Below are 12,660 nucleotides of genomic sequence, written 5' to 3'. Positions count from 1 at the left end.
AAATTATCGGACATCTGCGCGTGCCGGCCGGACTCTTTTAGCCGCGCTGCAAAAACCAGTTCTGTGCGTCACGGATATCCCGGGCAATCTGCACTTTGAGCGCATCCAGGGAGTCGAATTTAACCTCGTCCCGCAGCTTGTGGCAGAAATCCACCGCCAGTTCGCGCCCGTATAGGTCGCCGTCAAAATCGAACAGGTTCACTTCCAGCAGCGGCCGGGCCCCTTCGCCTTCTACTGTCGGTCGAAAGCCCAGGTTGGCCACGCCATTGATACTGGCGCAGTCCGGTGCCAGTTCGCTGCCATCGGTGGCGCTTACCCGCACTGTGTACACACCCACCAGGGGTGAGCGGAAGCGACGCAGGCGCAGGTTTGCGGTGGGCGCACCCAACTGCCTGCCCAGAGTGCGTCCGGGCGCCACCCGCCCGGTGATCCGGTAGGGCCTGCCAAGCAGTGCCCGGGCCAGCTCGAAGTCCCCCCGCTCCAGCGCCGCGCGGATTCGGGTGCTGCTCACCCTGGCACCCCGGATTTCCACCGTGGCGGTATCCTCAACGGAAAAACCGGCCTCGGCCCCCAGTCGTTGCAACAGGCCATAATCCCCCCCGCGGTCACAACCGAAGCGGAAATCATCCCCCACCACCAGATGCCTGATTTGCAGGCCATCCACCAGTATTCGCCGGATAAACGCCTCGCCGCTGAGGCTGCGCAGAGTTTTGTTGAACTGCAGGCACAAAACCCGGTCCACGCCAGCGTCAAATAACGCCAGTACTTTTTCCTTGAAGCGCATCAGACGCGCCGGCGCCTTTGCCGCGGAAAAAAATTCGTGTGGCTGCGGCTCAAAGATGATCGCCACCGCCGGCACCTGATACTCGCGGGCGCGCCGGCGCAATTGTTCGATAATCGCCTGGTGGCCGCGGTGAACACCATCGAAGGAGCCTATCGTGGCCACACAGCCGCGATGGCGGGGGCGCAGATTGTGCAAACCGCGAATCAATTCGCGCGCGGAGGCCACCCTGGTCATCCCATCCTCACAAAAACAAGCGCCGCAGTATACCCGAATCCGCCGCCCCCATCAGCCATGCGCCAGGTCCCGGCCACTCAGCTGGCGGGGCGGAAGTGGCGTGCGCGCATGCCGCAGACCCACAGGGTGGCCAGGTAACAGGCGCCGCCCGCGACCACCATCACCCCCATGCGCCAGCACCGCTGCCACCAGGTCCACTCGGACCACTGTGGCCACAGGTACAGAAACAGCGCCAGCAGCGCCACCATCGCCAGATTGGCCAACAGCAACCGCACCAGAAAACCCATCCAGCCGGCTTCGGGCCGAAAGACGTCGTCCCGCCGCAGCCCCCGGTAAAGTAACCAGGCATTGACTGCGGCCTGGGCCGCAGTCGCCAGCGCCAGCCCCATATGGCCGAGCCGGAAATAGTGGTTCAGGGGAATAACAAAGGCGAGGCTGAGCACCATCTTGACGGAGATGGCAATCAAGCCGAATCGCACCGGCGTATAGGTATCCTGACGCGCGAAGTAGCCGGGAGCCAGAACCTTGATCAACATAAAGGCCAGCAATCCCAGGGCATAGGCCCGCAGGGACCAGGCCGCCATCTGCATATCCCAGGGTGTCATGCGACCGTACTGAAACAGAGTGGTCAACAGCGGCTCCGCCAGTACCACCAGAGCGACCGCCGCCGGCAGCGAAATCAGAGTCACACAGCGCAGGGCCCAGTCCAGGGTGTGGCGGAAGCGCTGTGGGTCGCCCGCCATATGCTGCCGGGAGAGGCTCGGCAATATCACCGTCGCCACCGCCACACCAAAGACCCCCAGCGGCAGCTCCGTGAGCCGGTCGGAAAAGTAGAGCCAGGAGATGCTGCCGGTGGGTAGGAAGGAGGCCAGCACCGTATCCAGCACCAGGCTGATCTGGGTGACAGACACCCCAAAGATGGCCGGACCCATCAGCCGCAGAATCTTGCGCACTCCCGGGTGGCTCCAGTCCCAGCGGGGGCGCGGCAGCAGCCCGGCGCGGATCAGGAAAGGCACCTGGAACAACAGCTGCACCACACCAGCCGCCAGCACGCCCCAGGCCAGACCCATAATGGGGGGCTCGAACCAGCCGGTTGCCAGTACCGCGGCGGCGATCAGTACCAGGTTCAGCAGTACCGGTGTCAGCGCCGGCACTGCGAAGCGGTCGAAGCTGTTCAGAACCGCCCCGGCAAATCCGGTCAGGGAGATCAGCATCAAATAGGGAAAGGTAATTCGCAGCATATCGGTGGCCAGGGCGAACTTTTCCCGCTCAGCGCCGTCCCACCACCAGCCGAATGCAAAAATACCCGCCACCAGAGGGGCGCACACCACACCGAATAAAGTGACCAGCAGCAGGGTGCCACCGAGCGACCCGGCGACACGGTCGTTGAGTGCCCGCGCAGCGGCAATACCCCCCTGCTGCCGGTACTCTGCCAGCACCGGCACAAAAGCCTGTGCGAAAGCCCCCTCGGCGAACAGGCGGCGGAAAAAATTGGGGATTTTGAAAGCGACAAAAAAGGCATCGGCAGCGGCACCGGCACCGGCAAATCGGGCGAACACTATGTCCCGCGCCAGCCCCATCACCCGCGAAAGCAACGTGGCGCCACTCACGACAGAGCTGCCGCGCAACAGCCCACTGGTGGATTTTTCCGGCGAAAGATCTTTGCTGGCGGCGGGTTGAGGCAAAACCGGGCTCCTGCACAGAGTGGGAAATGTGATGGCCGGCAAGTCTAACGCAATTTCGCCATCCCACGGACCGCGATCGGCGCCGCGTTCACACTACTGGCGCCCGGCGGGGAAACTATACTCTGAGAGAGCTAGTGGCGCGCCACAACGGATTGTCGGCGTTCGGGAGATAAGGATGACCATCAACGCTTTGTTTATCGCTCTGGCGTTGGCCGCAGTGCTGTACATCGCCGTAGCCATGGGCCCGCGGCCGCAACGTGTGCGGGTGCGGATAGAGACCCCCGGCGATCGCCGCTACCACCGCCGGCGATAGGTTTTCGGCAGAACCTCGGGGCAGTGCCATATTTCGCCACAATTGTCCCGGAATCTGCCCTGCTGACGCCATGTCAGCGCCTTCTTGCGCGCGTTAAATAAGACTCGACCGGGCCGCTGGGACAGGGCCCACCAGAGCAAACCGATTCGCAAGGAGAACAAAGATGAAAAAAGTATTGATGGCTATAGCCCTGGGTTCCGTTGTCACCACTGGTGCCCAGGCTGAAGAATTCCAGGGATCGAAATTCACCCCGGCCAAGCAGGCCACTGTATTTACCGGCGCCGCTGTCGCAGGGGCAGCCGTGGGTGGTCCGATCGGCTTCGTCGCCGGCGCCCTCGGTGGAGTCTGGCTCGGCGAACAGATAAGAGAGGCTGAAGAGGCAACCATGCTGGCATCACAATTGGCAGAGAGCCACAATGAATTAAGCGACCTGGCCCAACAATTGGACGCAGCGCGGCTGTCGGCCAGCGACGCCAGCCAAATGGCGGTTGATTCCCTCCAATTCCAGATACTCTTCACCACCGGCGACGATCAGCTGCAGGAAGTCCAGTTGCGTCAGTTGAGCGCTCTGGCGGACTTTCTCAAGCGCCACCAGCAGCTGCATGTGAAGCTGGAGGGACGCGCCGATCCCCGCGGCAGTGACGGCTACAACAATGTGCTGTCGGACCAGCGCGCCCTGAGCGTGCAGAGAGCGCTGGAGGCAAATGGTGTAGATTCCGCGCGGATCAGCCGCAATGCCCTGGGCGCCACCTACTCGACCGCGCATCGCGGCGACCTGGACGCCTACGCCATGGAGCGCCGTGTGGACCTGCTGTTTCACCTGCCGGACAGCGTCGCCGGCAACCTCTAGCGGGTTGTGGAGAGGGCTCTGAGCGGCTTCTCTCGACCCGGTCAGCGGCAAATGCCCGCACCTGCCCTCCTCCACCGGGCGCCCCTGTGCGCCCTAGCAGGCTGTTGAAATTCGAAGAATTTCGACGCCTGGTACCGGAATATGGATGTTCCGGCAAAATCGACGACGCCTAAGTCGTTGATTTTGGGAGAAAAGTGAAAATCACATTTTTCGCTTTTCGTGTTTTGAAACAGGCAGGATGCCTTTTTCAACAACCTGTTAGAGTTTGGATTTGGACGAATTTGCGGCATCATGTGTCAACCGCAGATTCCGCCAGCCACAGGCCTTCCCCCGAGCACCATGACCGCCACCATAGCCATAGTCGAAGACGAAGTCGCCATCGCCGAGAATTACCGCGACGCCCTGCGCCGCAGCGGCTACGCAGTCAACCTCTACGCCTCCCGTCCGGAAGCGCTGGAAGCCTTCCACCGGCGGCTGCCGGACCTGGCGATCATCGACGTCGGCCTGGGCGCGGAGATTGAAGGCGGCTTTGAACTCTGCCGGGAACTGCGCGCCATGGCACCCGGTCTGCCAATCCTCTTCCTCACCGCGCGCGACTCGGAACTGGATATCATTTCCGGCCTGCGCCTGGGAGCCGACGACTATCTCACCAAGGATATCTCCCTCCCCCATATGCAGGCGCGCATCAACGCCCTGCTGCGCCGTGTGACGACACTAAGGGATGGCAGCGAGGCAAGCGAAACCCTGTCCCAGGGCGGGCTGGCGCTGGATATCTCACGGCTGCTGTGCCTCTGGAAGGGAGCGCCGGTGGACCTCACCGTCACCGAGTTCTGGATAGTCCACGCACTGGCCAGGCGGCCCGGACACGTGAAATCCCGCAGCCAGCTGATGGAGGCTGCGCGCGTGGTCCTGGACGACAACACCATTACCTCCCACATCAAGCGTATCCGGCGCAAGTTCCAGGCGCTCGACAGCGAATTCGATGCCATAAGTACCGCTTACGGCATGGGGTACCGCTGGCAGTCCCCATGACCTGTGGGAGCCCGCCACCGTGAAGCTGCGCCGTCAACTGACCCTCGTCAGCCTCGCCGCCCTGGCCCTGCCCTGGGCCGGCTGCCAGTATTTACGCCAGGTGGACGACGCCCTGGCGGCGGGGCAGATGCAGGCACTGAAGGCAACCGCAAACGCGGTGGCGGCGCGGCTGGCCAGCGCCCCGCAACTGATCGCCCCGGACTCCGGGCGATTGGGACGGCCCGATGGCGCCCAGCTCTATCTGCACCCATTGCCACACTCCCCAAGGCTGGATGGCTACGGTGACGAATGGCGCTCCTGGGGCCTGCCGCCGCAACCCATCACCGCGACCGACGGCACCGCCAGCGCCCAGGTAACCCTCGGGCGGTCGGGCGAGCAGGTATACCTGTTGCTGACCGTGGCGGACGAGACCCATCGCTATCACGACCCCCGCACCGGCCTTCCCGCAAGCGGCGATACAGTGGAGCTGAGTATGGACGGCCAGCGCTACCTGCTGCCGGTGGCCAGCCAGGGACCTGTCCGCGCCCTGCGGCACAGGCCGCGCCGGGGGGACTATCAGCGCGAACTGCGCCTGCGCGGGCGCTGGACCTCGGGCCCCGACGGCTATCAACTGGAGCTGGCCATCCCCTATGCACTCACCGCCGGGGAACTGGCGATCACTGCCCTCGACCGCCACAACAGCGATGGAGGCCCCCCGGCGAGAATCGCATCCACCCTGCCGGCGGACGGCGTGCCCGGCAGGCTGGTGGAGCCGCTGCCGCAACTCGAGTCTGAAATCCACCACTTTGCCCGCCCGCACCTGCGCCTGGCGGTTGTGGACCGGGAAGGCTTTCTACTCGCCAGCAGCGGCAGTCTCGACCCGGGCCCGACGCCATCCCAGAACCAGCACTGGCTGCGCCGGTGGGTCACCCGCAGTCTCCTGGCCCGTGAGCCGCTGCAGCGGCTGCCGGCCGGGGCACTGCCTGAGGCACTGAGCCTAAACCGAACCACAACAGGCCAGTGGTTTGCCGGCGACAGCGCCGAGCGCGTAGGCGCGGCCAGCGTGCCGGTGATCACGCGCGCGGACGATATCGTGGAGAGACCTCTGCTGGGGCGGGTAATCGCCATGCAGTCTGGCGCGGCCATGCAGTCCCTGACCGACTCGGCGGCGCGGCAGTTGTGGCTGATCACCTGCGCCACTGCGGGGGCGGCGCTGCTGATACTGCTGGGCTATGCAAACTGGCTGTCCTGGCGGATCCGGCGCCTGCACCGGGCCGCGGGCAATGCAGTGGACGCCAGCGGCAAACTGCGCGGCAACTTTCCCCCCGCGCGACTGAACGATGAACTGGGAGCCCTGAATCGCGCCTTTGCCAAGCTGCTGGCGGAGCTGGACCACTACCACCAGTATCTGCGCACCCTGGCCGGCAAGCTGTCCCACGAGCTGCGCACACCGCTGGCGGTGGTGCGCTCGTCGCTGGACAATCTGCACGCCGGGGAGCTGGACGAACCTGGCCGCCGCTATGCCCAGCGCGCCATGGAGGGCGGTGAGCGCCTGTCGGGAATTCTCAACAGTCTGGCCGCCGCCAGCAACCTGGAGGCGAGCATCCAGCAGGCGGAGCGGGAGGAGTTCGACCTGGGAGACCTGCTCGATGTGCTCAGCCAGAGCTATCGGGACGCCAAACCCAGCCACCGCTTCAGCCTCACGCGGCCGCCGGGAAACCTGCATTACTACGGCGCACCGGAGTTGCTGGCGCAACTGATGGACAAACTGGTGGACAATGCCTGTAGTTTCGCCCCCGCAAACAGCGAAATCCGGCTCACTGTCACCAGCGAGCGGGCCGGCTACGCCATATCGGTGGACAACGACGGTCCGCCGCTGCCGGCGGGCTACGACCAAAAGCTGTTCGACTCATTGGTATCGGTGCGCAGCGGCGGTGGCAGAGAGGGGCACCTGGGCCTGGGACTGCATATAGCGCGGCTGATCGCAGAGTTTCACCAGGGCTGCCTGCAGGCCCGGAACCGCGAGGACGGCAGCGGTGTGGTGTTTACCCTTTTCCTGCCGGTGGATTGATGCCCGGTATAAGCCGGGGCCCGGCGCAGTTGACAAACAAGCGATGCTGGGGATAATGTCGCGTCCCGATCGGGCCATGGCCCGTCAGTGACAGCGATTTACAGATTCCAACAGGAGCAACCGGTGGCCAATTCACCTCAAGCAAAGAAACGCGCGCGCCAGAACGACAAGCGCCGCAAGCACAATGCCAGCCTGCGCTCCATGGTGCGCACCTACATCAAGAAGGTAGTTGCGGCCATCGATGCAGGTGACGTGGAAAAAGCCAAGACCGCTTATGCAGAAGCGGTGCCGGTCATCGACCGCATGGCCGACAAGGGCATTATTCACAAGAACAAGTCCGCCCGTCACAAGAGCCGCCTGAACGCACAGATCAAGGCTCTGGCCGCTTAATCCCGTTGCACAGGCGGATAAAAAACCCCGCTCCGGCGGGGTTTTTTATTGGGACCTATTCGATCAGGTTCTCACCCCCATCCTTCAGCTGCCGGGGACGCTGCCAATAGCTGAACTGCGGCGTCCAGTCCTGCTCGCCCAGGCCGGCGAGACCCAACAGACTCCACATGGCGCAGTAAATATCGCCGGGACCGAAGACACAGCTGTTTTTACGGTAAACCTTGTCCCCTTCGCGCTCGTACAGCACGGCACCGGGCATATTGTCGGCCCCGGCGGACACCGACTGCTCACTCAGGTAGGTGCCGCCACCGTGGGAGGCGAGCCGGAACCGCCACCCGCGGCCACTGGCGAAACGGCGCTGAAGCTCCGGGGGGTCTTTGGACACCAGCGCCAGCGACACTACCGACTCCAGGTGTGGCACCAGGCCGTTGAAACCGTCCGCCCACAGAGTGCAGTAGCGACAGCCCTGCCCCATATTGTGGATCAGCAACAGCTTGTCACGGCCGGCGAAGAGATCGCGCAGTGTCACCTGACCGCCCAGGGTGGTGAAGGTGTAATCCGGCACTGCCGCACCCCGATAGTCGCGCCGCAAGGCCACCAGCTTTTTCTGCAGCTCCCCCAGCTGCCGTTCCACCTGTTGGATTTCTTCCAGTGTGCTCATGCGAACCTCCCGATGCCGTCAGCCAAACGAACCCACAGCCTAACCGGGAATAGGGCCGGGCCGCACCGGCACAGACATCTTTAGGCGCCTTTTTACACATGAGGAAGGGGTATTATGGAACCGGCCCTCGCAGCGGGGCGATCAAAGCAATATCAGATTGTCCCGGTGAATCAACTCGTCATCGTCGCGGTAACCCAGCAATTCGGCAAACCGCTCTGACGGCTGCCCCATGATACGGGCGGTTTCGCTGCTGTCGTAGTTCACCAGCCCGCGGGCTATCTCGCTGCCGTCGGCACTGCAGCAGGCGACCAGGTCGCCGCGCTGGAAGCGGCCCTCCACTGCACTGACGCCCACCGGCAGCAGACTGCGGCCACCGACCCGCAGCGCCGCTTCGGCACCGGCGTCCAGCAGCAACTGGCCGCGCACCTGCAACTGCCCGGCGAGCCAGCGTTTGCGCGCCGTAAGCGGGTCTGCCTCGGGCAGCAGTAGAGTACCCAGCGGCTCGCCGGCGCAGATACGGGTTATAACCTCTGCGCCGGCACCTCCGGCAATCACCGTGCAGGCGCCGGAGCGCGCAGCCAATTGCGCCGCCCGCACCTTGGTGGCCATGCCGCCGCGCCCGAGACCGCTGCGTGAGCCCCCCGCCACCGCCATCAGCGCCGGGTCGGCGGCGGAGCCCTCGGGGATCAGTTCGGCACTGGGGTCATCGCGCGGGTCCCGGCTGAAGAGCCCCTCCGCATCAGTCAAAATCAGCAGTGCGTCCGCCTCCACCAGGTTGGCCACCAGGGCCGCCAGGGTGTCATTGTCACCAAAGCGAATCTCGTCGGTGACCACAGTGTCATTTTCGTTGATAACCGGCACCACCCCCAGCGACAGCAGAGTGCGCAGGGTACTGCGGGCATTGAGATAGCGGGTGCGATTGGAGAGGTCGTCGTGGTCCAGCAGTATCTGCGCTGTGCTGCGCTCAAAGCGGCCGAACGCCTGCTCGTAAAGCTGCACCAGATGGCTCTGACCCACCGCTGCGGCGGCCTGCAATCGGTGGATGGATTCGGGCCGCCGACGCCAGCCGAGCCGGTCCATACCGGCCGCCACCGCCCCCGAAGAGACCAGCAGCACCTCCGCGCCACCGCTGCAAAGCGCCGCGATCTGCGCTGCCCAGTTCAGAATCGCCTGGTGGTCTACACCGCGGCCATTGTCGGTCAGTAGGGCGCTGCCGATCTTGATCACCCAGCGCCGGCTGGCGGCCAGCTGTTGCCGAACTTGCACTCACTCCCTCCATTGGGCCCGGGTTAGCGGGGATGTAACCAGCCGGGCCGCGACCCGGAGTCATTGATTATTGGCGGTATTCTACGTCGACGTCACCGTCGTCGCTCCAGTCCTCGTCGTCCCCCTCCGCCCGGGTGGCCTTGCGCCTGGCCCGCTGCTCCCGACGGAGCTGCTCGATGCGCTCCCGCGCCTCCCGCTGCATCAGGCGCTGGGACTCCAGTTCCGCAGCGGCCAGGTCCGGATCTGCCTCTTCCGCATCCCTGCGCCCCTCCAAGTAGTCCATCAGCGCTCCGGCCAGTGCATCGGTGCCCTCCTTGCGGATGGCGGCGACACGAAACACCGGTCCATGCCAGTCCAGGGATTCAACTATGGCATTGCAGCGGGCATCCAGTTCGGCGGCGGGCACCAGGTCCGTCTTGTTCAGCACCAGCCAGCGTTCGCGCCCGGCCAGGGTGGGACTGAAAGATTCCAGTTCGCGCTCTATGCCCCGGGCGTTCTCGACCGGATCAGAACCGTCAAAGGGCGCCAGGTCCACCAGGTGCAGCAGCACGCGGCAGCGCGTCAGGTGCTTGAGAAAGCGAATACCGAGACCCGCGCCCTCCGCCGCACCCTCGATCAAGCCGGGAATATCCGCAATCACAAAACTGCGGTACCGCTCAACCTGCACCACCCCCAGGTTCGGCACCAGGGTGGTGAACGGGTAGTTTGCGACCTTGGGCTTGGCGGCGGATACGGCGCGAATAAACGTGGACTTACCGGCATTGGGGAGCCCCAGCAGGCCCACATCCGCCAGCACTTTCAACTCCAGCTTCAGCTGGCGCTCCTCACCCGGCGTGCCGTTGGAGGTCTGTCGCGGCGCCCGGTTGGTGCTGGATTTGAAACGGGTGTTGCCCAAACCGTGGAAACCGCCCTGCGCCACCAGCAGGCGCTGGCCATGCCCGGTGATGTCGCCGATGGTCTCGCCGGTATCCACGTCGATCACCGTCGTGCCCACCGGCACCTTCAACTCCAGGTCCTCGCCCTTGGCACCGGTGCAGTTGCGCCCCCGACCCGGCTCGCCACTGGCGGCGCTGTAGCGGGGCTGATAGCGGTAGTCCACCAGGGTGTTGAGTGCATCGTCGGCAACCAGATACACGGATCCACCGTCGCCGCCATCACCGCCGTCGGGGCCGCCCTTCTCGACGAACTTCTCCCGGCGAAAGCTCAGGCAGCCGTTGCCGCCTTTACCCGCCTGCACATGAATGGGCGCCTCGTCGACAAATTTCATCTTCTCTCCACCAGCCCGAGCGGCTGCGCTGTTTCTAGCAGGTTGTTGAAAAAGGCATCCTGCCTGTTTCAAAACACGAAAAGCGAAAAATGTGATTTTCACTTTTCTCTCAAAATCAACGACTTAGGCGTCGCCGATTTTGCCGGAACATCCATATTCCGGTAGCAGGCGTCGAAATTCTTCGAATTTCAACAGCCTGCTGGGACCTGCTCACAATGACTGAGTGTGAACAGGTCCCAGGGAGTGTAATCCCTACCCACAAGCTATGCAGCGCCTCGCCGCCATAAAACGAAAAAGCCCCGCACAGGGCGGGGCTTTGCCAACGGCCGAAGTACCGCTCAGGCAGTTTCGATGGAAACGTACTTGCGCTTGTTGGGGCCCTTGACCTCGAACTTCACTACACCGTCCGCAGTGGCGAACAGAGTGTGATCCCGGCCTATGCCAACGTTGACGCCGGCGTGGAACCTGGTACCGCGCTGACGCACGATGATGTTGCCTGCCAGGACAGACTGGCCGCCAAAGCGCTTCACGCCCAGGCGTTTACTTTCGGAATCGCGGCCGTTGCGCGTACTACCGCCAGCTTTCTTGTGTGCCATGAGTCGTTACTCCTCTGTTATGCCTCGATACCAGTGATTTTCACCTCAGTGAACCACTGGCGGTGGCCCTGACGCTTCATGGAGTGCTTGCGGCGGCGGAACTTGATGATTTTCACCTTCTCGCCGCGGCCGTGGCTGACCACTTCTGCAGTCACTTTAGCACCGTCTACCACCGGGGCACCGATGTTGACCTTATCGCCGTCGACCACCATCAGCACCTTGTCAAAGCCGATGGTTTCACCGGTGGCCACTTCCAGCTTCTCCAGGCGAAGCACCTCGCCCTCTTCCACGCGGTGCTGTTTGCCACCGCTTTCGATAACAGCGTACATATCTCTATGCTCCAAAATGGACGACACGAAGCAGCGGGCCGACCCCGGAACCGGGAAGTCACTACCTCGCATTTTGGGAGCTTGCGCCGTTTGTTTAACCTTACCGCCGCCGCTGGGCAAAAGAGAGCCAGCCAAACGGGGCGCAGATTCTAATCAATTCACAGGGTTGATACAATAGCGCCCCGCCACCACTGGGGTCGCGCCTGCCGGGCAGTATAAGGAATTTTTGCATGTTGTCGTTTCACCGGGTTGCCGCCGAAGATTTCACTGCGGTCAATCAGCGCATTCTGTTGCAGCTGCACTCCGACGTGCCCCTGGTTGAAAATATCGGCCACTACCTGGTCGAGGCGGGCGGCAAGCGCCTGCGGCCTCTGCTGGTACTGCTCTGTGCCAGGGCCTGCGGCTACCGGGGTGACCGCCACATCGACCTGGCCACCATCATCGAGTTCATTCACACCGCCACCCTGCTGCACGACGACGTCGTGGATGTCTCGGAGCGGCGCCGCGGCCGCCTCACAGCCAACGCCAAGTGGGGCAATGCCCCCGCCGTGCTGGTGGGTGACTTCTTATATTCCCGGGCCTTCCAGATGATGGTGGCGCTGGACGACATGGACATAATGGCGGTGCTGTCCAACACCACCAACACCATCGCCGAAGGCGAGGTACAACAACTGGTGAACGCCGGCAATCCCGGAGTCAGCGAAGCCAATTATCTCACCGTGATCCACAAGAAAACCGGCGCCCTGTTTGAGGCGGCCTGCGAAACTGCAGCAGTGCTGTCCGGCTGCGCAACCGAGGAACGCAATGCGCTGAAGCTCTACGGCCGCCATCTGGGGCTGGCCTTCCAACTGGTGGACGACGCCCTCGACTACCGCGGCGATCCGGAGGAACTGGGCAAAAACGTGGGCGATGACCTGGCAGAGGGCAAGCCAACCCTGCCCCTTATCTATACCATGGCCAGGGGCAGCGCCGCGCAGGCCGCGCTGGTGCGCGACGCCATCGAGCGGCGCAGTGCCGACAGACTCAGTGAAATTGTTGCGGCCATAGACGCCTGCGGTGCCTTGGATTACACCCTGGAGCAGGCCCGCAACGCGGTCGACCAGGCCAGAAACCAACTGGGCTTTCTGCCCCCGGGGGACCATAAAACGGCGCTGCAGCAGCTCGCCAGCTTTGCGGTGGAGCGCAGTGTCTAGGGTCTGTTCA

At 63.6% G+C, this 12,660-nt stretch carries 13 protein-coding genes; 6 read left to right on the top strand and 7 right to left on the bottom strand.

The features are described 5' to 3' along the window. Nucleotides 1–37: 37 nt before the first annotated feature. Both ribF and murJ read right to left on the bottom strand, forming a co-directional pair. Nucleotides 38–1,018 (bottom strand): bifunctional riboflavin kinase/FAD synthetase, encoded by a 981-nt coding sequence (gene ribF, locus ABVT36_RS13815; protein WP_368457063.1) that lies wholly within the window; start codon nt 1,016–1,018, stop codon nt 38–40. A gap of 77 nt (nt 1,019–1,095) precedes the next feature. Next, a complete protein-coding gene (gene murJ / locus ABVT36_RS13810; protein WP_368457062.1) occupies nt 1,096–2,703 on the bottom strand; it encodes a murein biosynthesis integral membrane protein MurJ in 1,608 nt (535 codons plus the stop codon). 175 nt (nt 2,704–2,878) lie between these two features. Here murJ and ABVT36_RS13805 point away from each other — a divergent pair, with 175 nt between their 5' ends. The 5 genes from ABVT36_RS13805 to rpsT all read left to right on the top strand — a co-directional run bounded on the left by ABVT36_RS13805 (nt 2,879) and on the right by rpsT (nt 7,338). Next, nucleotides 2,879–3,016, top strand: a complete 138-nt coding sequence (locus ABVT36_RS13805) for a hypothetical protein (protein ID WP_367149297.1) — start codon at nt 2,879–2,881, stop codon at nt 3,014–3,016. A 163-nt stretch (nt 3,017–3,179) separates the two neighbouring features. Continuing rightward, on the top strand, nt 3,180–3,866 hold the full coding sequence (locus ABVT36_RS13800) for an OmpA family protein (protein WP_368457061.1): 687 nt from the start codon (nt 3,180–3,182) through the stop codon (nt 3,864–3,866). Between the two features lie 339 nt (nt 3,867–4,205). Continuing rightward, nucleotides 4,206–4,898 (top strand): proteobacterial dedicated sortase system response regulator, encoded by a 693-nt coding sequence (gene pdsR / locus ABVT36_RS13795; protein ID WP_368457060.1) that lies wholly within the window; start codon nt 4,206–4,208, stop codon nt 4,896–4,898. Nucleotides 4,899–4,917: 19 nt separating this feature from the next. Beyond that, complete coding sequence (locus ABVT36_RS13790) at nt 4,918–6,948, top strand: ATP-binding protein (protein WP_368457059.1); 2,031 nt, start codon at nt 4,918–4,920, stop codon at nt 6,946–6,948. Nucleotides 6,949–7,071: 123 nt separating this feature from the next. Beyond that, nucleotides 7,072–7,338: a 30S ribosomal protein S20 gene (rpsT, locus tag ABVT36_RS13785; protein WP_367149301.1), complete on the top strand. Its 267-nt coding sequence runs from the start codon at nt 7,072–7,074 to the stop codon at nt 7,336–7,338. A 55-nt stretch (nt 7,339–7,393) separates the two neighbouring features. Here the strand turns inward: rpsT and ABVT36_RS13780 are convergent, their stop codons facing one another. The 5 genes from ABVT36_RS13780 to rplU form a co-directional block, all read right to left on the bottom strand. Beyond that, a complete protein-coding gene (locus ABVT36_RS13780) occupies nt 7,394–7,999 on the bottom strand; it encodes a DUF899 family protein (protein ID WP_368457058.1) in 606 nt (201 codons plus the stop codon). A gap of 141 nt (nt 8,000–8,140) precedes the next feature. Next, on the bottom strand, nt 8,141–9,265 hold the full coding sequence (gene proB / locus ABVT36_RS13775) for a glutamate 5-kinase (RefSeq protein WP_368457057.1): 1,125 nt from the start codon (nt 9,263–9,265) through the stop codon (nt 8,141–8,143). Between the two features lie 67 nt (nt 9,266–9,332). Further along, nucleotides 9,333–10,532, bottom strand: a complete 1,200-nt coding sequence (gene cgtA, locus ABVT36_RS13770; RefSeq protein ID WP_368457056.1) for an Obg family GTPase CgtA — start codon at nt 10,530–10,532, stop codon at nt 9,333–9,335. Between the two features lie 338 nt (nt 10,533–10,870). After that, nucleotides 10,871–11,128: a 50S ribosomal protein L27 gene (gene rpmA, locus ABVT36_RS13765; RefSeq protein ID WP_367149305.1), complete on the bottom strand. Its 258-nt coding sequence runs from the start codon at nt 11,126–11,128 to the stop codon at nt 10,871–10,873. 17 nt (nt 11,129–11,145) lie between these two features. Then, entirely contained in the window at nt 11,146–11,457 is a 312-nt protein-coding gene (gene rplU, locus ABVT36_RS13760) for a 50S ribosomal protein L21 (RefSeq protein WP_367149306.1), read from the bottom strand. A gap of 230 nt (nt 11,458–11,687) precedes the next feature. Here rplU and ABVT36_RS13755 point away from each other — a divergent pair, with 230 nt between their 5' ends. Beyond that, a complete protein-coding gene (locus ABVT36_RS13755) occupies nt 11,688–12,650 on the top strand; it encodes a polyprenyl synthetase family protein (RefSeq protein ID WP_368457055.1) in 963 nt (320 codons plus the stop codon). Nucleotides 12,651–12,660 lie beyond the last annotated feature (10 nt).

This window comes from Microbulbifer sp. TYP-18, assembly GCF_040932045.1.
Classification (GTDB): Bacteria; Pseudomonadota; Gammaproteobacteria; order Pseudomonadales; family Cellvibrionaceae; genus Microbulbifer.
The sequence above is the reverse complement of the archived record's forward strand: the minus strand, read 5'-3'. Positions and strand labels throughout refer to the sequence as shown.